This is a genomic window from Blautia wexlerae (genome assembly GCF_013300825.1).
Lineage (GTDB): Bacteria > Bacillota > Clostridia > Lachnospirales > Lachnospiraceae > Blautia_A > Blautia_A wexlerae_B.
This window is the reverse complement of record NZ_JAAIMY010000019.1, coordinates 1-21,274: the sequence shown is the minus strand read 5'-3', so window position 1 is coordinate 21,274 and position 21,274 is coordinate 1. Positions and strand designations below refer to the sequence as shown.

General features: G+C 40.6%; 18 protein-coding genes, 1 tRNA gene and 1 riboswitch. All 19 genes read left to right on the top strand.

Annotation, left to right across the window (positions count from 1 at the left end):
• The first annotated feature begins 132 nt into the window (after positions 1-132).
• The 19 genes from G4417_RS10615 to G4417_RS10525 all read left to right on the top strand — a co-directional run bounded on the left by G4417_RS10615 (position 133) and on the right by G4417_RS10525 (position 21,043).
• Entirely contained in the window at positions 133-1,041 is a 909-nt protein-coding gene (locus G4417_RS10615; protein WP_173683425.1) for a S1 RNA-binding domain-containing protein, read from the top strand.
• A 13-nt stretch (positions 1,042-1,054) separates the two neighbouring features.
• Positions 1,055-2,725, top strand: a complete 1,671-nt coding sequence (locus G4417_RS10610; RefSeq protein WP_173683424.1) for a putative manganese-dependent inorganic diphosphatase — start codon at positions 1,055-1,057, stop codon at positions 2,723-2,725.
• 34 nt (positions 2,726-2,759) lie between these two features.
• Positions 2,760-3,350 (top strand): flavin reductase family protein, encoded by a 591-nt coding sequence (locus G4417_RS10605; protein ID WP_173683423.1) that lies wholly within the window; start codon positions 2,760-2,762, stop codon positions 3,348-3,350.
• Positions 3,351-3,401: 51 nt separating this feature from the next.
• Positions 3,402-3,914, top strand: coding sequence for a shikimate kinase (locus G4417_RS10600; RefSeq protein ID WP_173683422.1), 513 nt, complete (start codon positions 3,402-3,404; stop codon positions 3,912-3,914).
• Positions 3,915-4,130: 216 nt separating this feature from the next.
• A complete protein-coding gene (locus G4417_RS10595; RefSeq protein WP_173683421.1) occupies positions 4,131-5,423 on the top strand; it encodes a UDP-N-acetylglucosamine 1-carboxyvinyltransferase in 1,293 nt (430 codons plus the stop codon).
• A gap of 113 nt (positions 5,424-5,536) precedes the next feature.
• Positions 5,537-5,638: riboswitch (SAM riboswitch) on the top strand.
• A gap of 163 nt (positions 5,639-5,801) precedes the next feature.
• Positions 5,802-6,983, top strand: a complete 1,182-nt coding sequence (metK, locus tag G4417_RS10590; RefSeq protein ID WP_008707987.1) for a methionine adenosyltransferase — start codon at positions 5,802-5,804, stop codon at positions 6,981-6,983.
• Between the two features lie 237 nt (positions 6,984-7,220).
• Entirely contained in the window at positions 7,221-8,363 is a 1,143-nt protein-coding gene (locus G4417_RS10585; protein ID WP_173683420.1) for a sensor histidine kinase, read from the top strand.
• The gene (locus tag G4417_RS10580) at positions 8,360-9,049 is read left to right on the top strand and encodes a response regulator transcription factor (RefSeq protein WP_173683419.1); all 690 of its coding nucleotides are present in this window, start codon (positions 8,360-8,362) and stop codon (positions 9,047-9,049) included. Before G4417_RS10585 ends, G4417_RS10580 begins: the two co-directional genes overlap by 4 nt.
• A gap of 96 nt (positions 9,050-9,145) precedes the next feature.
• A complete protein-coding gene (locus G4417_RS10575; protein ID WP_173683418.1) occupies positions 9,146-10,612 on the top strand; it encodes an aminotransferase class I/II-fold pyridoxal phosphate-dependent enzyme in 1,467 nt (488 codons plus the stop codon).
• Between the two features lie 10 nt (positions 10,613-10,622).
• A complete protein-coding gene (locus G4417_RS10570) occupies positions 10,623-11,210 on the top strand; it encodes a guanylate kinase (protein WP_173683417.1) in 588 nt (195 codons plus the stop codon).
• Positions 11,211-11,262: 52 nt separating this feature from the next.
• Positions 11,263-12,252: a DNA polymerase III subunit delta' gene (gene holB / locus G4417_RS10565; RefSeq protein ID WP_173683416.1), complete on the top strand. Its 990-nt coding sequence runs from the start codon at positions 11,263-11,265 to the stop codon at positions 12,250-12,252.
• A gap of 1 nt (position 12,253) precedes the next feature.
• Positions 12,254-13,153, top strand: coding sequence for a PSP1 domain-containing protein (locus tag G4417_RS10560; RefSeq protein WP_173683415.1), 900 nt, complete (start codon positions 12,254-12,256; stop codon positions 13,151-13,153).
• A complete protein-coding gene (locus G4417_RS10555; protein WP_173683414.1) occupies positions 13,146-13,886 on the top strand; it encodes a tRNA1(Val) (adenine(37)-N6)-methyltransferase in 741 nt (246 codons plus the stop codon). The genes G4417_RS10560 and G4417_RS10555 overlap by 8 nt, the downstream gene beginning before the upstream one ends.
• Positions 13,887-13,926: 40 nt before the next feature.
• Entirely contained in the window at positions 13,927-14,769 is an 843-nt protein-coding gene (gene rsmI, locus G4417_RS10550) for a 16S rRNA (cytidine(1402)-2'-O)-methyltransferase (RefSeq protein ID WP_173683413.1), read from the top strand.
• Between the two features lie 199 nt (positions 14,770-14,968).
• A complete protein-coding gene (gene gyrB, locus G4417_RS10545) occupies positions 14,969-16,894 on the top strand; it encodes a DNA topoisomerase (ATP-hydrolyzing) subunit B (RefSeq protein WP_118331274.1) in 1,926 nt (641 codons plus the stop codon).
• A 19-nt stretch (positions 16,895-16,913) separates the two neighbouring features.
• Positions 16,914-19,487 (top strand): DNA gyrase subunit A, encoded by a 2,574-nt coding sequence (gene gyrA, locus G4417_RS10540; RefSeq protein ID WP_173683412.1) that lies wholly within the window; start codon positions 16,914-16,916, stop codon positions 19,485-19,487.
• A gap of 2 nt (positions 19,488-19,489) precedes the next feature.
• A complete protein-coding gene (locus tag G4417_RS10535; RefSeq protein ID WP_173683411.1) occupies positions 19,490-20,047 on the top strand; it encodes a hypothetical protein in 558 nt (185 codons plus the stop codon).
• Between the two features lie 18 nt (positions 20,048-20,065).
• On the top strand, positions 20,066-20,779 hold the full coding sequence (locus tag G4417_RS10530) for a lysophospholipid acyltransferase family protein (protein ID WP_173683410.1): 714 nt from the start codon (positions 20,066-20,068) through the stop codon (positions 20,777-20,779).
• Between the two features lie 176 nt (positions 20,780-20,955).
• Positions 20,956-21,043: transfer RNA gene (locus G4417_RS10525), tRNA-Ser, on the top strand.
• The last annotated feature ends 231 nt before the right edge of the window (positions 21,044-21,274 follow it).

Sequence of the window (21,274 nt, the reverse complement as noted above, 5' to 3'; positions counted from 1 at the left end):
AACATATAAATATCCGTTTGTGTAAACTATCTATACGAAAATTCAGATTTCCATTATTAAAGGGATTGTGTTATAATGTTGGAAAAAAGCTGGCATTATATAATCTATTCCAGATAAAGGAGAAAACAGATAATGGCTGAATCAATGAAAGATTATGAGACAGAACTGGAAGCCTCTTTTAAGAAAATTGAAGAAGGGGATATTCTTACAGGAACTGTTATCAGTGTAGATGAAAAAGAAGTTGTGGTAGATCTTAAATATTATGCAGAAGGTATTATTCCGGCAGAGGATTATAGCAGAGAACCGGGCTTCTCATTAAAAGAACAGGTACATGCGGGAGATGAGGTTTCTGCAACTGTTGTGAGAAAAGATGATGGAAATGGAAATATTCTTCTGTCCAGAGTAGAAGCGGCAGATATGCTTGCATGGGATAAGCTGAAGGAATTAAAAGATTCAAAAGAAGTAGTGGATGTAGTGGTAAAAGGAATCGTAAATGGTGGTGTGATTGCCTATGTAGAAGGTGTACGTGGATTTATTCCTGCTTCAAAGCTTGCCCTGAATTATGTGGAGGATACAAACGAATATCTGAACAAACCAATTCAGGTTCAGGTTTTCGATATTGATAAAGAAAAAGGAAGATTAATTCTCTCTGCAAAGGAAATATTAAGAGAAAAAGCAGAAGAGGAGAGAAAAACAAAAATCTCCAATGTGCAGGTCGGACTTGTAACAGAAGGTGTTGTTGAGAGCTTACAGCCATATGGTGCATTCGTAGATCTGGGAAATGGTCTGTCAGGTCTGGTTCATATTTCACAGATCTGTGAGAAGAGAATTAAGAAACCGTCAGAAGTTCTGACAGTTGGAGATAAAGTAAAGGTAAAAGTAACTGCTGTCAAAGATGGAAAATTAAGTCTGAGCATCAAAGAGGCAACAGATATGATGGCTAAGGAAATTGAGGAGGAAGTGATCGAGCTTCCGGATTCAAAGGAAGAGGCTTCCACATCTCTTGGCGCACTTTTTGCAAACATTAAATTAGATAATTGAGGTTAGAATCTGTATGAGAAATCAGGAAAAAATATTTGTAATAGGTCACAAGAATCCGGATACGGATTCCATCTGTTCAGCAATTGCCTATGCGGACATCAAAAACAGGACTTCTCAGAAGGTGAAATACATTCCAAAGCGTGCAGGACAGATCAATGAAGAGACAGAATATGTGTTAAATCGTTTCGGCATGCAGCCGCCGGGATATCTGTCTAACATTGGAACACAGATAAAAGATATGGATATCCGTATGAGTCCGGAAGCTGATAAGAGTATGTCCCTGAAAAATGCATGGGATCTGATGATGGAGAAAAGTATCGTATCTCTTCCGATCAGAGACAGAGAAGGACAGCTGGAAGGTCTGATCACAATCGGTGATATTGCTAAGACTTATATGGATACAACGGACAGTTATCTGCTGTCAAGAGCGAAGACACAGTACAGAAGAATTGCCGAGACAATTGCAGGTACCGTAGTAGAGGGAAATGAGCATGGATATTTTACAAAAGGAAAAGTTCTGGTGGGAACTGCAAATCCGGAAATGCTCAAAGCCTATATTGAACCGGATGACCTGATAATCATGGGAGACAGAGAAGAGGATCATCTTCAGGCGATTGCGCAGAATGTTAGCTGTATTATCGTTGGTATGGGAATTGAAGTCAGCGAAAAGGTGATAAAGCTTGCTCATGAGAGAGAAATTGTAATTATTATGTCTCCGTATGATACATTTACGATCGCAAGACTGATCAACCAGAGTATTCCTGTACGGTATATTATGAAAACAGATAATCTGGTTACTTTTAATACAGAGGATTTTACGGATGATATTCAGAATGAGATGATCAAACACCGTCATCGTGCGTTCCCTGTAATTAACAAAAAGGGAAAATGTATCGGAACAATTTCCCGAAGAAATTTCCTGGATATGCACAGGAAAAAAGTAGCACTTGTGGATCATAATGAGAAAGATCAGGCAGTTGACAATATTGATAAAGCTGAAATTGTGGAGATTATTGATCATCATAAACTTGGCTCTCTGGAAACTATGGTACCGATTTCTTTCAGAAATCAGCCGGTTGGATGTACTGCAACGATTCTGTATGAAATGTATGGGGAGCAGAAACTTGAAATCTCACCGAGTATTGCAGGGCTTCTCTGTGCTGCAATTATTTCAGATACACTGATGTTCCGTTCACCTACCTGCACATTATCTGACAAGATGGCAGCAGGTGCGCTGGCACTGATTGCAGGAATCAATATTGAGCAGTTTGCAAAAGAGATGTTTAAAGCAGGAAGTAACCTGAAAGACAAATCACCGGAAGAAATTTTCTATCAGGATTATAAGAAATTTATTGCTGAGGATGAGATTAACTTTGGTGTTGGACAGATCAGTTCTATGGATAGCGATGAGCTGGCAGAAATCAAAGAGCGTCTGGTTCCGTTTATGGTCAGCGAGTGTGGCCGTCATGGCGTTACCCGCGTATTCTTTATGCTTACCAATATTATTGAGGAATCTACAGAGCTTCTCTATTATGGTGAGGGAAGTGAGGACATGGCACGTATTGCTTTCCATATGGAGCCAGAGGATGGTGTATTTGATCTGAAAGGCGTTGTTTCACGTAAGAAACAGCTAATTCCGGCACTTATGGAAGCTGCACAGGCCGGACAGAATGATTACAACTGATGGCAGCAGATAGAATAGCTGAGGATAATAAGAAATGGCAAAAGAAACCTGGAAAGCAGGAAATATGCTTTATCCACTTCCGGCAGTTATGGTAAGTGTTTCTGACGGAGAGGGAAATGACAATATTATTACAGTTGCATGGGCAGGAACTGTCTGCACGAATCCGCCGATGGTGTCTGTTTCTGTGCGACCGTCCCGTTTTTCTTATGACATGCTCAGAAAGACGGGAGAATTTGTAATAAACCTGACAACAGAGAAACTGGCATATGCAACGGATTATTGTGGAGTCCGTTCAGGCAGGGATGTTGATAAATTTAAAGAAATGAAGCTTACCAAAGAGAAGGCGGATTTTGTGAAAGTTCCCATGATCGCAGAATCTCCGGTGAGTATTGAATGCAAAGTAAGGCAGGTTCTGGAATTGGGTTCCCACCATATGTTTCTGGCGGATGTGCTTGCAGTTCATGCTGAGCCGCAGTATATGGACGAGAAGAAGAAATTTCATCTGAATGATGCGAAACCTTTGGTGTATTCTCATGGTGAATATCTGGGAATTGGAAAAAAACTGGGAACATTTGGGTACAGTGTAAAAAAGAAGAAAAAATTTTCCGGAAAAAAGAAACAGTAACCCGCAATTTGCATATGCAGACATGTATGATAAAAATGAGAGGACATAAACATGAATAATGTGACATTAATAGGAATGCCCGGTTCAGGGAAAAGTACAATAGGAGTTATTCTTGCAAAAGCATTGAGATATGAATTTCTGGATTCGGATCTTCTGATACAGAAACAGGAGAAAAGAAAACTTTCAGAGATCATAGAGCAGGACGGACCGGAAAGATTTAAGGAAATTGAAAATCAGGTTAATGCAGATATTCATGTGACAGATACGGTCATTGCACCCGGCGGAAGCATTATTTACTGTGAGGAGGCAATGGAACATCTGAAGTCCATAGGTAAGGTTGTATATCTTAAACTGTCACTGGAATCTTTATCCAAAAGACTGGGAAATCTGAAAGGCCGCGGAGTTCTGTTAAAGGACGGTCAGAGCCTGAAAGATCTGTATGAGGAACGTGTACCTCTGTACGAGAAATATGCAGATATTACCATTGATGAAGAGGGGAAAGATTTGGATGAAAGTCTTCGGGCAATTCTGGAGATAATACATATCAAAGAGCAGGGAAAGTGATTATTACAGCTCGGGAAAAGGACAGTGGTAAATAATTTTTGTTTACAAATGATAAATATATGATATAATATACAACTGACTTTAAAATAGGATGATCGTTTAGTATAAATATATATGCATTTGAAACAGAAGTTACATGTTCGCAGAAAACGAAAAACAGAGTGAACAGTGACCATTAATTCTGCTCATGGAGTGAAAATAAATAAGAGGTGTGATATGGAACAGTATGTTATAAAAGGAGGCAACCCTTTAGTCGGTGAAGTTGAGATTGCCGGTGCCAAGAATGCGGCACTTGCTATTCTTGCAGCAGCCATAATGACTGATGAGACGATTCTGATAGAGAATCTGCCGGATGTAAGGGATATCAATGTATTGCTTGAAGCGATCGCTGGTATTGGAGCGCAGGTAGAACGTATTGATAAATCTACCGTGAAGATTAACGGATCTACAATTGGAGATGTAAGTGTTGATTATGAATATATCAAGAAGATCAGAGCTTCCTACTATCTGCTGGGAGCACTTCTTGGTAAGTATAAACATGCAGAGGTACCGCTTCCTGGTGGATGCAACATTGGAAGCCGTCCGATCGACCAGCATCTGAAGGGATTCAGAGCACTTGGTGCAGATGTAGATATCATGCATGGAGCAATTGTTGCGAAAGCAGATGAACTTCATGGAAGTCACATTTTCCTTGACGTTGTTTCTGTAGGTGCAACGATCAATATTATGATGGCAGCCTCACTGGCTCCGGGACGTACTATTCTGGAAAATGCTGCAAGAGAACCGCATGTAGTTGATGTTGCTAACTTCCTGAACAGTATGGGGGCAAACATTAAAGGTGCAGGTACAGATGTAATCCGTATTAAAGGTGTGGAGAAGCTTCACCGTACAGAGTATTCTATTATTCCGGATCAGATCGAGGCAGGTACATTTATGTTTGCAGCAGCAGCAACAGGCGGAGATGTAACAGTTAAGAACGTAATTCCGAAACATTTGGAAGCAACTACAGCTAAACTTGAAGAAATTGGATGTGAGGTTGAGGAATTTGATGATGCAGTTCGTGTACGTGCACCAAAGAGACTTCACCGTACTCATGTAAAGACTCTCCCATATCCTGGATATCCCACAGATATGCAGCCGCAGATTGCTGTAACTCTGGCCCTCGCAGAAGGAACCAGCATTGTAACAGAGAGTATCTTTGAGAACAGATTCAAGTATGCGGACGAGCTTTCACGTATGGGAGCAAACATCAAGGTTGAAGGTAATTCAGCAATCATTGATGGAGTAAAGAAGTTTACAGGTGCGAGAGTAAGTGCTCCGGATCTGCGTGCAGGTGCAGCTCTGGTAATCGCAGGTCTTGCAGCAGAGGGAATCACAGTTGTGGACGATATCGTATATATCCAGAGAGGATATGAAAATTTTGAAGATAAGCTGAGATCCCTGGGTGCTGAGATTGAGAGAGTATCCAGTGAGAAGGAAATCCAGAAATTCCGTCTTAGAGTGGGATGATAAAAAATACAAAAAAATTGCTTGACATTTGTAAGTGTTAAGTATATTGTATGGTGTGCAGCAATTTTATAGCAGTTCTATAAAATTAATGCAAGTTAATAATTAGTAATAGCCTTTTATTCAGAGTGGTGGAGATACAAAGGATCTGCGAAGCCACGGCAACCCCTGTTTGTGTAGGAAGGTGCCAACCTGAGCGAGTGATCGAACAATAAGAGGATTGTTGAGATAATCAGACAGTCCGATTACTTCGGGCTGTTTCTTTTTGTTAACGGAAAAGTATCAGCGGAGAGAAATAATCTGTTGATACAGTACATAAATGGCTGCGGGTTATTCTGCGGTCGGGAAACAATTATAAATGAATAAAAAAAGGAGAACACAATGGAGAAAATTTTATTTACTTCTGAATCTGTAACTGAAGGCCATCCGGATAAAATGTGTGATGCTATTTCCGATGCTATTCTTGACGCTCTTATGGAAAAAGATCCTATGAGTCGTGTTGCATGTGAAACTGCTACAACTACAGGTCTTGTACTTGTTATGGGTGAGATTACAACAAATGCATATGTTGATATCCAGAAAATCGTAAGAGATACTATCCGTGAAATCGGATATACACGTGGAAAATATGGATTTGATGCTGATACATGTGCAGTTATCACAGCAATCGATGAACAGTCTGCTGATATCGCTCTTGGCGTAGATAAAGCTCTTGAAGCAAAAATGGGTGAAGATGAAATTGATGCCATCGGAGCAGGTGACCAGGGTATCCAGTTTGGTTATGCTTCCAATGAGACAGAAGAGTATATGCCATATGCCATCAACATGGCACACAAACTTGCACGTCAGTTAACAAAGATCCGTAAAGACGGTACATTAAAATATTTAAGACCGGATGGAAAAACACAGGTTACTGTAGAATATGATGAAGCCGGAAAACCAAGCCGTATCGATGCAGTAGTATGCTCTACACAGCATGATCCGGATGTAACTCAGGAGCAGATCCATGAGGACATTAAGAAATATGTTTTCGATGAGATCATTCCGGCAGATATGGTAGATGAGAACACAAAATATTTCATCAACCCAACAGGACGTTTCGTGATCGGCGGACCTCATGGTGACAGCGGACTTACCGGACGTAAGATTATCGTTGATACTTACGGTGGAACCGGACGTCATGGCGGCGGTGCTTTCTCCGGTAAAGACTGTACAAAGGTAGACCGTTCCGCAGCGTATGCTGCACGTTATGTTGCAAAAAATATTGTTGCAGCAGGTCTTGCAGATAAATGTGAGATTCAGCTTTCCTATGCGATCGGTGTTGCTCATCCGACATCTATCCACGTAGAAACATTCGGAACCGGTAAACTTTCTGATACAAAGCTGGTTGAGATCATTCGTGAGAACTTTGACCTTCGCCCGGCGGGAATTATCAAGATGCTTGATCTGAGAAGACCGATTTACAGACAGACAGCTGCTTATGGACATTTCGGACGTACGGATGTAGACCTTCCATGGGAGCATCTGGATAAAGTTGATGACCTTAAAAAATACCTTGCTTAAATAAGAAAATCGTAACTGTTCAGTACTTGCACAGACAGTGGAATGCTGAATAATTACAGAATATCGCAAAAATTGCAGTGCAATGGGATAAAACAGGAATTATCTGAAAGAACAGGACAGATGATTCCTGTTCTTTTTATAGAAAATTTAGATATGTAAAACAGACTTTATGATATAATGCTTGCAGAGGGCAAAATTATAGAAACCTTATAAATCAACAGATAAAGGATGATCGGGATGAAGTTAAAAACAAGGATTATAGTTGGATTCGGTATGAGTATTCTGGTTCCTCTGCTTTTATTTTCGGCAACTTTGTACGGATTAGGTCATACAAAGTTTGCACAGCAGACAAAGGATTCCTCGGAAGTGGTGTATGATATTTCAGTAGGGGAATCCACCCACAGCCAGACACAGGTAAGGATTATTGCAAAAGATCTGCTGTTTACTGCGACGGTAATATTAGTATTCACAGCTTTATCTATTGGATTATGGATTTACAGAAGTATTGCCACACCGCTGGTTAAATTAAAGAAAGCCACTCAGAATATCAAAGAGGGAAATCTTGATTTTGTTCTGGAAGTAGATGGTGACGATGAGTTTTCGGAACTTTGCCGGGATTTTGAGGAGATGAGAAAGCGGCTGAAGGAATCAGCAGAAGAGAAAGTTCTTATGGATAAAGAAAATAAAGAACTTATCAGCAATATTTCTCATGATCTTAAGACGCCGATCACAGCGGTAAAGGGATATGTAGAGGGGATTATGGACGGCGTAGCGGATACGCCGGAGAAAATAGACCGTTATGTGAAGACTATTTATAATAAGACGAATGAGATGGATCATCTGATCAATGAGCTGACTTTTTATTCAAAGATTGATACCAACAGAATTCCATATACTTTCAGTAAACTGAATGTAGAAGATTATTTCAGTGATTGCGCAGAAGAAGTAGGGCTGGAACTGGAAACGAGAGGAATTGAACTGGTATATGCCAATTATGTTGAGGATAATGTGCAGGTGATCGCAGATGGAGAACAGATTCGCCGTGTTATTCATAACATTATCAGCAATGCTATCAAATATATGGATAAATCGAAAGGTATCATCCAGATTCGCGTAAAGGATGTGGGAGATTTTATCCAGGTTGAAATTGAAGATAATGGAAAAGGAATTGCAGCAAAGGATCTGCCGTCTATTTTTGATCGTTTTTACAGAACAGATGTGTCCAGAAATTCATCCAAGGGTGGAAGCGGAATCGGGCTTTCCATTGTAAAGAAGATCCTGGAGGATCATGGAGGAAAGGTCTGGGCAACAAGCAGGCTTGGAATCGGCACAATTATGTATTTTGTACTTAGAAAGTATCAGGAGGTACCAATGAAATGAGCAGGATTTTAATCATAGAAGATGAAGAGGCAATTGCAGATCTGGAGAAGGATTATCTGGAGCTTTCCGGATTTGAAGTTGAAATCTGCAACAGAGGAGACACCGGACTGGCACGTGCGCTGAATGAAGAATTTGACCTGATTATTCTGGATCTGATGCTTCCGGAAGTGGATGGATTTGATATCTGCAGGCAGGTAAGACAGGAGAAGAATACTCCTATCATCATGGTATCTGCAAAGAAAGATGACATAGATAAAATCAGAGGTCTGGGACTGGGGGCAGATGATTACATGACAAAACCATTCAGTCCAAGTGAACTTGTAGCCAGAGTCAAGGCACATATGGACAGATATAATCGTCTGATCGGTTCAAATGTACGCAAAAATGATATTGTGGAAATCCGCGGGATCAAGATTGATAAGACTGCACGCCGCGTATGGATAAACGGAGAAGAGAAAACATTTACTTCTAAGGAATATGATCTGCTTACCTTCCTTGCAGAGAATCCGAATAGAGTGTTTACCAAGGAAGAGTTGTTTCGGGAAATCTGGGATATGGAATCTGTGGGAGATATTGCAACAGTTACTGTTCATATCAAGAAGATCCGGGAGAAAATTGAATTTAATACTGCAAAACCTCAGTATATTGAAACAATCTGGGGCGTAGGATATAGATTTAAAGTTTAACAGAATCAGGGAAGTTCCATGCTCCAGGCACGAAAAGGCAATAATCAGTGGAAAATTTGGAACGAGTATTGGAAATTAGTATAAAAAAGGAAAAAAATGGAAAGATTATATAAAAAATTAGAAAGCTATGGGCAGTCTGACTATTATCCGTTTCACATGCCGGGACATAAGAGAAACAGGGCATCTTCAGCAGATGACTTTCTTTTTGAGAGAGATATTACAGAGATTTCAGGATTTGACAATCTTCATCATGCGGAAGGGATTTTGAAAGAAGCACAGGAATATGCAGCTCAGATTTATGGGACAAAGAAATGTTTCTTCAGTGTAAATGGAAGTACGGCGGCTCTTCTGGCAGCAGTCAGTGCAAGTGTAAATAAAGGCGGGAAGATACTTGTCGCAAGAAACTGTCACAAGGCTGTTTACCATGCATTGTATTTACGTGAGCTTCAGCCGGTCTATATTTATCCACATGAAGATCAGAGACTGGGGATAAACGGAGGGATTTCACCTGAACGTGTGGAAAGATATCTGGAAGAAAATACGGATGTGCAGGCTTTTCTGCTTACTTCGCCTACGTATGACGGAGTTGTGTCTGATATAAAGACAATTGCAGAAGTTGCACACAGACATAAGATTCCTCTTATTGTGGATGAAGCACATGGTGCACATTTTCATTTTTCTAAGTATTTTCCGGTGTCTGCTGCTGATCTGGGAGCTGACATCGTAATACAGAGTTTCCATAAAACGCTGCCATCTATGACTCAGACGGCGGTGCTTCATATATGCAGTGATATGGCAGATGTGGAAAAGATAAAGAGATTTATGGGGATTTACCAGACCAGCAGTCCGTCGTATATTCTGATGGCGAGTATGGATGCATGTATGGATAAACTGAGAAAAGACGGGCAGCAGATGTTTCGCGAATTTACCTTCAATCTGGAAAAAGCCAGACAGCGTCTTTCAAAGTGTGAAAAAATAAAACTGATTGAAGGTTCTATGATCGAAGGCAGTGGAATCTATGATTTTGACAGATCCAAGCTGTTGTTTTCCACAGTCGGAACTTCTGTTAACGGACAGCTTCTCCATCAGATACTTCGTGACAGATATCACATTGAAATGGAAATGGCGGCTGAGAAATATGTTCTTGGAATTGCAGCAGTGGGAGATACAGAAGAGGGATTTGAGAGACTGTGTACTGCAATTGAAGAGATTGATGCAGAGATACAGCAAACAGATGAGTCGGAGGAATCGCAGTATCATACTTCTCATGCGAGAATGACACAGCTTATGACAATTTCTCAGGCAGTGGATGCGCAGCAAAGGCGATATTCTCTGAAAGAAAGTGTTGGCAAAGTCAGTGCAGAGTTTGCTTATCTGTATCCGCCCGGAATTCCGATTATTGTGCCGGGAGAGCAGATAACTGGACAATTTGTAAGAAATGTGAGAAGATACATGGAACAGGGGCTGGAAGTACAGGGACTCAGTGATACATCTGCTGAAACAATCTGCGTAGCTGCCCGAAATGAAATTGGGCAGGAAGAATACAGTCCGGCAAAGGAATAACATAACAGATATGGGAAAGATTTTTTACATCATGGGAAAGAGTGCATCCGGAAAAGACAGAATCTATTCACTTCTGGCCGCACATAAAGAATTGAATCTGAAAACACTTATTCTGTATACAACCCGCCCGATCAGGGCAGGAGAGCAGGATGGAAAAAATTATTATTTTGTAGATGACGGAAAACTGGAAGAATTCAGAAAAAACGGAAATCTTATTGAGGAGAGAGCATATCATACGGTTCATGGAATATGGACTTATTTTACTGCAGATGATGGTCAGGTGAACCTTACAGATTCCGATTATCTGGGAATCGGTACTCTGGAGTCATTTAAAAAGATGCGTAAATACTATGGGGAAGATGCAGTCTGTCCTGTTTATGTCCAGGTAGAAGATGGAGAAAGACTGAGTCGTGCTCTTAATAGAGAGAGAGAACAGGAAAATCCAAGATATGAGGAAATGTGCAGAAGATTTATTGCAGATCAGTCGGATTTTTCAGAGGAAAATATTCTGAACGCAGGGATAGAAAAACGTTTTCAGAATATAAATCTTGATGACTGTGTGAAAGAAATCGCAAATTATATAAAGTCTGTGCAATAGTTCTTCTTTTATGGTATAATATCTTACAAAACGGACTGGTGAGGTGATTCTTATGATGGGATTTAACAATATTATCGGACATGAAGAGATTATAGGACATTTAAAAAATGCAATAGAATCAGGAAAAATATCGCATTCTTATATTTTTACCGGCGAACCAGGTTCTGGTAAGAAGCTCCTTGCAGGGACTTTTGCGACAACACTTCAGTGTGAGGCCGGAGGTACAGAACCCTGCCAGAAATGCGACTCCTGCAAAAAGGCGATGGGTAAGAATCATCCGGACATTATTATGGTCAGTCATGAGAAACCCGGAACGATCACAATTGACGAGATCAGGGATCAGGTGATCAATGATATAGATATCAGACCATATTACAGTCCTTACAAGATTTATATTATTGCAGATGCAGATCTTATGACACCACAGGCACAGAATGCTCTTCTTAAAACAATTGAAGAGCCGCCGGAATATGCAGTGATTCTTTTGCTGACTAATAATATCGGGGGACTGCTGCCGACTATTCAGTCAAGATGTGTTCGTCTTGATCTGAAGGTAGTGGATGACGGTCTTGTAAAGAAATATCTGATGGAGCATCTTCATGTTCCGGATTACCAGGCAGAGATTGACGCATCCTTTGCACAGGGCAGTATTGGAAGGGCAAAAGAAGCAGCTACTTCTCAGGAGTTTGCAGAGATGACTCAAAATGCACTGAGGATTCTTAAATATGCAAACACCATGGAAGTTTATGAACTGTCAGATGCGATTAAGAGTCTTTCTGAGGACAAACAGAATATCAACGATTATCTGGATATTTTCCAGTTCTGGTTCAGAGATGTCCTGATGTTTAAGGCAACACAGGAGATTGACAATCTGGTATTTAAACAGGAAATTAATTTTATCAGAGAACAGGCAAAGCAGCGTTCCTACGAGAATCTGGAGAACATTCTGGATTCTATTCAGAAGACAAAGGTACGTCTGAAAGCAAATGTTAATTTTGATCTGGCATTTGAATTGCTGTTCCTGACGATCAGGGAGAAATAGAATGACAAAAGTAGTAGGCGTGAGATTTCGTAATGTAGGCAAGATTTATTATTTCAGTCCTAAAGATTACGAGATTAAAACAGGCGATCACGTGATCGTGGAGACAGCCCGGGGAATTGAATACGGGAAAGTCGTACTTGCACCAAGAGAAGTTGGGGAGGAAGATGTTGTCCATCCTCTCAAAGAAGTTCTTCGTGTGGCAACAAAGGAGGACGACGAGAGAGAGGTACAGAACAGAGTCAGAGAGAGAGAGGCATTTAAAATCTGTCAGAAGAAGATTCGTGAACATGGTCTGGAAATGAAGCTGATAGATGCGGAGTATACATTTGATAATAATAAAGTGCTGTTTTATTTTACTGCTGACGGCAGAATTGATTTTCGTCAGCTGGTAAAAGATCTGGCAGCAATTTTTAAAACACGTATCGAACTTCGCCAGATTGGTGTCCGCGATGAGACGAAGATTCTGGGAGGAATCGGTATCTGCGGAAGATGTCTGTGCTGTCACACATATCTGTCTGAGTTTGCACCGGTATCCATCAAGATGGCTAAAGAGCAGAATCTGTCTCTTAATCAGACAAAGATTTCCGGTGTGTGTGGAAGGCTGATGTGCTGTCTGAAGAATGAGCAGGAGACATACGAAGAGCTGAATAAAAAGCTTCCGGGCCTGGGAGATACAGTTACGACTCCGGATGGACTTACCGGAACTGTACACAGTGTAAATGTGCTCCGTCAGCGTGTAAAGGTAATTGTAGAGATTAATGACGAGAAAGAAATTCAGGAATTTCCGGTAGATGACCTGAAATTCAGACCGAGAAAGAAGAAAGTCAAAGTCTCTGAGAAAGAATTAAAAGAACTTGGAAATCTGGAAGATAAAAAAGGAGATTCCAAATTAAATGACTGATCAGCTGGTAAAAGATAATGAACGTGTAGATGATCTTCAGAATGGATATTATGTGATTCAGGATCCGGATAAATTCTGTTTTGGGATGGACGCAGTTCTTCTTTCTGGCTTTGCAAAAGTAAAAAAAGGTGAGACTGCTCTGGATCTGGGAACAGGAACGGGAATTATCCCGATCCTGCTTAAAACCAAAACAAATGGGAAACACTTTACAGGACTTGAGATTCAGAAAGAGTGTGCAGATATGGCCGGACGCAGTGTCAGATATAATCATCTGGAGAACGATGTTGAGATCGTACAGGGTGATATTAAGGAAGCTGCTGAGATTTTTGGGGCAGCTTCTTTTGATGTAGTGACAAGTAATCCACCTTATATGATCGGACAGCATGGACTTCGCAATCCGGACATGCCAAAAGCAATTGCCAGACATGAAGTACTCTGTAATCTGGAGGATGTGGTGAGCCAGGCATCAAAGGTTCTGAAAGAACGTGGAAGATTTTATATGGTCCACAGACCGTTCAGACTTGCAGAGATTATGAATGTTCTCACAAAGTATCGTCTGGAGCCAAAAAGGATGCAACTTGTATATCCATACATAGACAGAGAACCAAACATGGTTCTGATCGAGGCATTAAAGGGAGGAAATTCCAGAATTACAGTGGAACCGCCTCTGATCGTATATAAAGAGCCAGGAGTCTATACGGAGAATATACGGAAGATTTATGATATGATTTAACCGAACTTTATTTGCAAAGTAATATGAGAGGAAACAAATTATGAGTGGTAAATTGTATTTATGTGCAACACCCATAGGAAATCTGGAGGATATCACACTCCGGGTACTTCGAACATTGAAAGAAGTGGATCTTATTGCAGCAGAGGATACCAGAAACAGTATTAAACTGCTGAACCATTTTGATATAAAAACACCTATGACCAGTTATCATGAGTACAACAAAATTGATAAGGCATATGTTCTGATCAGTAAAATGCAGGAAGGTCAGAATATTGCATTGATCACAGATGCGGGAACGCCAGGAATCTCGGATCCGGGAGAGGAGCTTGCGGCAATGTGTTATGAAGCAGGGATTGAAGTAACGTCTCTTCCGGGACCTGCTGCCTGTATCACTGCCCTGACACTGTCCGGACTTCCAACAAGAAGATTCGCTTTTGAAGCATTTCTTCCGGCAGATAAAAAAGAAAGAAAATTGATTCTGGAAGAACTGAAGAATGAAACGAGAACTATCATTCTCTATGAGGCTCCTCACAGACTGGTAAGAACTCTGGAGGAATTGAAGGAAACTCTTGGAAATCGCAGAATGACTCTTTGCAGGGAACTGACGAAAAGACATGAGACTGCATTCCATACGACTATCAAGGAGCTGATCCTTTATTATCAGACAGAGAAGCCACTGGGTGAATGTGTGCTTGTGATCAAAGGCAGAAGCAGACAGGAGATGGAAGAGGAACAGAAGGCTTCCTGGGAGAAAATAACAATAGAAGAACATATGGAATTATATGAAAATCAGGGGCATTCCAGAAAAGAAGCTATGAAACTTGTGGCAAATGACAGAGGAATGACCAAAAGAGATGTTTACCAGTATCTGATAAATAAATAGTCATAATACTTACAAAAGAATTCCCATTTTCGGGGATTCTTTTTTGTTAAGGCTGTGGCAAGCGATGGGCTTTTGTGCTATAATAAATTTGTATTATTATGTCCAGATACCAGAATATATTTGAAAACCTGTTTATGATTTTTACGCAGGGGTTTTCAGATATATTCTGGTGATAAGTATATATAACAGGAGGAAAGAAATGGGCGGAGAAAATACAGAATACGGAGCGGATCAAATCCAGATTCTGGAAGGTTTGGAAGCCGTACGAAAGAGACCAGGTATGTATATCGGAAGTACATCCGGCAGAGGTCTTCATCATCTGGTTTACGAGATTGTAGATAATGCAGTTGATGAAGCACTGGCAGGATTTTGTACAGAGATTCAGGTAGTTATTAATCCGGACAACTCTATCACAGTTGTAGATAACGGACGTGGTATTCCGGTAGGTATCAATCATAAAGCAGGTATTCCTGCTGTAGAAGTAGTATTTACCATTCTTCATGCTGGCGGTAAATTTGGAGGTGGAGGGTACAAGGTATCCGGTGGTCTTCACGGAGTAGGTGCGTCTGTAGTAAATGCACTTTCCACATGGCTTGAAGTAAGGATCTATCATGAAGGTAAGATTTATCAGCAGAGATATGAACGTGGTAAAACCATGTATCCCCTGAAGGTTGTGGGAGACTGCCAACCGGATAAGACCGGAACAACAGTTGTTTTCCTTCCGGATAAAGAAATATTTGAGGAAACAGTATATGATTATGACATTCTGAAACAGCGTTTGAGAGAGATGGCATTTCTGACAAAGGGATTGAAGATTTCTCTTAAAGATACCAGAGAAGGAATGGAAAGAGAGAAAATTTTCCATTATGAAGGTGGTATCCGTGAATTTGTAAGCTATCTGAACAGAAGCAAGGAAGCGCTTTACCCGGAAATCATTTACTGCGAAGGACAGCAGAACGGTGTGTCTGTAGAGGTTGCCATGCAGCACAATGACTCTTATACAGAGAACTGCTATGGATTTGTAAATAATATTAATACACCTGAGGGTGGTACTCATATTGTAGGTTTCAGAAATGCCCTGACAAAGACGTTCAATGATTATGCTAGAAAGAACAAGCTGCTTAAAGACAGTGAACCCAATTTGAGTGGCGATGATATCCGCGAAGGTCTGACTGCAATCGTCAGTGTTAAGATTGAGAATCCCCAGTTTGAAGGTCAGACAAAACAGAAGCTTGGAAACAGTGAAGCAAGAGGGGCTGTTGACAGCGTGGTGAGCAAGCAGCTTGAGATTTTCCTTGAGCAGAATCCAACAGTAGCGAAAACTACAGTAGAGAAATCAGTTCTTGCACAGAGAGCACGTGAGGCTGCACGTAAGGCTCGTGATCTGACCAGAAGAAAATCAGCACTTGATAATATGTCACTTCCTGGAAAGCTTGCAGACTGTTCAGATAAGAATCCTGAGAACTGTGAAATCTACATTGTAGAGGGAGATTCCGCCGGTGGCTCTGCAAAAACAGCCAGAAATCGTGTAACACAGGCTATCCTTCCGCTGAGAGGTAAGATCCTGAATGTAGAGAAAGCACGTCTGGATAAGATTTATGCAAATGCAGAGATCAAAGCTATGATCACAGCTTTCGGAACAGGAATTCATGAAGATTTTGATATCAGTAAACTTCGTTATCATAAGATTATTATTATGACTGATGCCGATGTCGATGGTGCGCACATCGCAACCCTTCTGCTGACTTTCCTGTATCGTTTTATGCCTGAGCTTATCAAACAGGGATATGTGTATCTTGCACAGCCGCCATTATACAAGGTGGAGAAGAACAAGAAAGTATGGTATGCATACGACGATGATGAACTGAATCAGATTCTGACAGAAATCGGACGTGACGGAAATAACAAGATCCAGCGTTATAAAGGTCTTGGAGAGATGGATGCAGACCAGCTTTGGGAGACGACAATGGATCCTGAGAAACGAATCCTGCTTAAGGTTACCATGGATGAGGCTGCGACTTCTGAGATTGACCTTACATTTACTACACTGATGGGTGACAAGGTAGAGCCGAGACGTGAATTTATTGAAGAGAATGCAAGATTTGTAAAGAATCTGGATATCTGATAATAGGGAGAATAGATAAATGGAAGATAATATTTTTGACAAAGTCCACGAGGTGGATCTGGAAAAGACCATGAAGGACTCTTACATTGATTATGCCATGAGCGTTATCGCTTCCAGAGCACTGCCTGATGTAAGAGACGGTCTGAAACCGGTTCAGCGACGTGTATTGTATTCCATGATAGAACTGAATAATGGTCCTGACAAACCGCATCGTAAATGTGCGCGTATTGTCGGTGATACAATGGGTAAATATCATCCACATGGCGACAGTTCTATTTATGGAGCACTTGTAAATATGGCACAGGAATGGTCTACCAGATATCCGCTGGTAGACGGACATGGAAACTTTGGTTCCGTAGATGGTGACGGGGCAGCAGCCATGCGATACACTGAGGCACGTCTGAGTAAGATTTCCATGGAAATGCTGGCAGATATCAACAAAGATACGGTTGACTTTCAGCCTAACTTTGATGAGACAGAGAGAGAGCCGGTTGTGTTGCCGTCCCGTTATCCGAATCTTCTGGTAAATGGAACTTCAGGTATTGCAGTAGGAATGGCTACTAATATCCCTCCTCATAATCTGAGAGAGGTTGTGGATGCTGTTGTCAAGATTATTGACAATACCATCGAAGAACAGCGCGAAACTACCATGGAAGAGATCCTGGATATTGTAAAAGGTCCTGATTTTCCTACAGGTGCCACAATTCTTGGAAGAAGAGGAATTGAAGAAGCATACAGAACAGGACGCGGCAAGATTCGTGTACGTGCGGTAACAAACATTGAGACTCTTCCAAACGGAAAGTCCAGAATTATTGTTACAGAGCTTCCGTATCTGGTAAATAAAGCGCGTCTGATCTCAAAGATTGCAGAACTTGTAAGAGATAAAAAGATTGACGGGATTACAGACCTGAATGACCATTCCAGCCGTGAGGGAATGAGAATCTGCATTGATCTGCGTAAAGATGCAAATGCAAATGTAGTTTTGAATTTATTGTACAAGCATACTCAGTTACAGGATACTTTTGGCGTAAATATGCTTTCACTTATTCCGAATAATGGAAGTCTGGAACCGAAGGTATTAAATCTGAAACAGATGCTGGAATATTATCTGGCCCATCAGGAAGATGTAGTAACCAGAAGAACGAAATATGACCTGAATAAAGCAAGGGAGAGAGCTCACATTTTAGAAGGTCTGTTAAAAGCACTGGACAATATTGATGAGGTAATCCGTATTATCAGAGCTTCGCAGAATGTGCAGATCGCAAAACAGGAATTAATGGATCGCTTTGAACTGACAGATGTTCAGGCATTGGCAATCGTAGATATGCGTCTGCGTGCTCTGACAGGTCTGGAAAGAGAGAAGCTGGAAGCAGAATATGCTGATTTAATGGAAAAAATCCGTAAATACGAAGCAATCCTTGCTGACAGAAATCTTCTTCTTCGCGTAATTCGTGAGGAAATTCTTGCAATTGCAGAGAAATACGGAGACGACAGAAGAACTTCTGTCGGATATGACGTATACGATATTTCTACAGAGGATCTGATTCCGAGAGAAAATACAGTGATCACAATGACTAAACTTGGATATATTAAGAGAATGACAGTAGACAATTTCAGAAGCCAGAACAGAGGTGGAAGAGGAATCAAGGGAATGCAGACTCTTGAGGATGACTACATTGAGGAACTTTTGATGACAACTACCCATCATTATCTGATGTTCTTTACAAATACAGGAAGAGTATATCGTCTGAAGGCATATGAGATTCCGGAGGCAGGACGTACCGCAAGGGGAACCGCGATTATTAACCTGTTACAGCTTATGCCGGGCGAATGCATCACTGCAGTAATTCCGCTCCGCAAATTTGAAGATGGTCATTATCTGATGATGGCCACGAAGAATGGCCTGGTAAAGAAAACACCAATTAAAGAATATGCAAATGTGCGTAAAAACGGACTGGCAGCTATCACACTGCGTGATGATGATGAGCTGATCGAGGTTAAGCTTACAGATGATAAGAAGGATATAATTCTTGTTACGAAAGATGGTATGTGTATCCGTTTTAAAGAAACAGATGTAAGGAGTACAGGCAGAACTTCTATGGGTGTACGCGGTATGAATATTGATGATGGAGACGAAGTGGTGGCAATGCAGCTGAATTCTCAGGGAGATTGTCTGCTGATAGTTTCTGCAAATGGTATGGGTAAACGTACTTCTATGGGTGAATTTACCTGTCAGAATCGTGGTGGTAAAGGTGTAAAATGTTATAAGATTACCGAGAAAACAGGTGATGTAATCGGAGCAAGAGCTGTAAATGAAGATAATGAAGTAATGCTGATTACTACGGAAGGTATTATCATCAGAATCGCATGCTCTGATATTTCCATTCTTGGAAGAATTACATCAGGTGTAAAACTGATTAATCTTACAGAGGGTGTCACTGTAGCCAGTGTAGCTAAAGTGAGAGATAAAGAAGAGAAAGATGCAAATGCACAGCAGGCAGCAGTGGAAATTACAGACAGTACAGAAACAGAAGAGTCTGATCCGCTTACAGATCTGGGCACACAGGATGAAAACAGAGGGGAAGAGGAATAACCATGAAGAAATGGTACAGATATCTTGCAGCCGGAGTGTTGGTATTACTGACACTCTGTGTGGCAGGATGTGGGGGAGTGAGTCATAAATCACCGGAAAAAGTAACAGAGGAATTGATTCAGTCCTATACTGACGGGAAAGAAAAGAAGGTAAAGGAGTGTTATAACCAGGCAGATAATACAGAAGCAGATCTTCAGACAGAGATTACAGCAACACTCAAATATTTTGCATCACATAATCCTAAGAAAGTATCTGTTCAGGATTGCGAGATCCTTTCTGAAAATGACAAGTACAGTTATGTATACATAACCTACAATCTGATCCTGGAGGATGATCAGGAATATCCATGTATTGGAACTTATATGGTCGGTAAACAGGATAAAGCTTATTATATCATGGCACCGTCACAGATCACAGATGATATGAAAACTCAGGCGTCTACAGCATATGTCAAATTTATGAAGACAGATGCTTACAAGACATATACCAAAGCATATGAAACATTTATCAAGAAGAATCCGGGATATGAAGACAAAATTTCGGAAAAAGCAGGAGCATAATATATCGAGGGCAAAAAAATGAAAAGAATATTACTGATGGTATTTAGAAATCTCTTTTTTGTTCCATATGGATGGTTTAAGTTATGCTGGTATGCATCGCATGCAGAACGTTATAGTGAACAACAGAGATATCAGCTTCTTAAATATGTAGATAACAGAGCAGTGAAAGGCGGAAATCTGGTAATTGACGGTCATGGTATGGAAAATATTCCCAAAGAAAATGGATTTATTTTCTTTCCCAATCATCAGGGGTTATTTGATGTACTTGCAATCATACAGGTATGTCCGGTACCTTTCTCGGTAGTGGCAAAAAAAGAACTGACAAACGTACCATTTCTGAAGCAGGTATTTGCATGCATGAAAGCGTTTATGATTGACCGCGATGATGTCAAACAATCTATGCAGGTAATCATTAATGTTATCAAAGAAGTAAAGGCAGGACGAAACTATCTGATTTTTGCCGAGGGAACTAGAAGCAAAGACGGCAATCATCCGCAGGAATTTAAAGGTGGAAGTTTTAAAGCTGCAACGAAATCAAAATGTCCGATCGTACCTGTAGCACTGATTGATTCTTATAAAGCGTTTGATACGGGATCTGTTAAGAAACTAACAGTGCAGGTACACTTTCTGGAACCCATATACTATGATGAGTATAAAGATATGAAAACAACAGAGATTGCAGCAGAGGTAAAAAGCCGTATCGAAGCGACAATAGCACAGTATACTTCTTGAGGGAAGTATGAAATTTGCAGGTTCTGAAACTGGATTTTAGGGTAAAAAATAAAAAATATGAAAAAAAGTAAAAAAACCTGTTGACAAAACAGGTTTTTTTACATATAATTACAAATGCGCTTCGGGAGATTCCAAAGTGCATTCGAATTTAATATTGAACTATTAGTTCGGAGTCTGGAGAAGTACTCAAGAGGCCGAAGAGGTGCCCCTGCTAAGGGTATAGGTCGCTAACGCGGCGCGAGGGTTCAAATCCCTCCTTCTCCGCTTTTATTTTTTGGAAAACAAAAAATAAATAAAAAAGATGTTGACAAACACTTGAAACTATGATAAAGTAAACAAGCTGTCAACGAACAGTAAATCGGTTGAAAAAAGATTTGAAAAAACTTAAAAAAGTTCTTGACAAATCAAAAACAACATGATAAAATAAACAAGCTGTCGCAAGACAGACAACCTTGATAACTAAACAGTGAAACACATACGATTCTCGAAAATTCT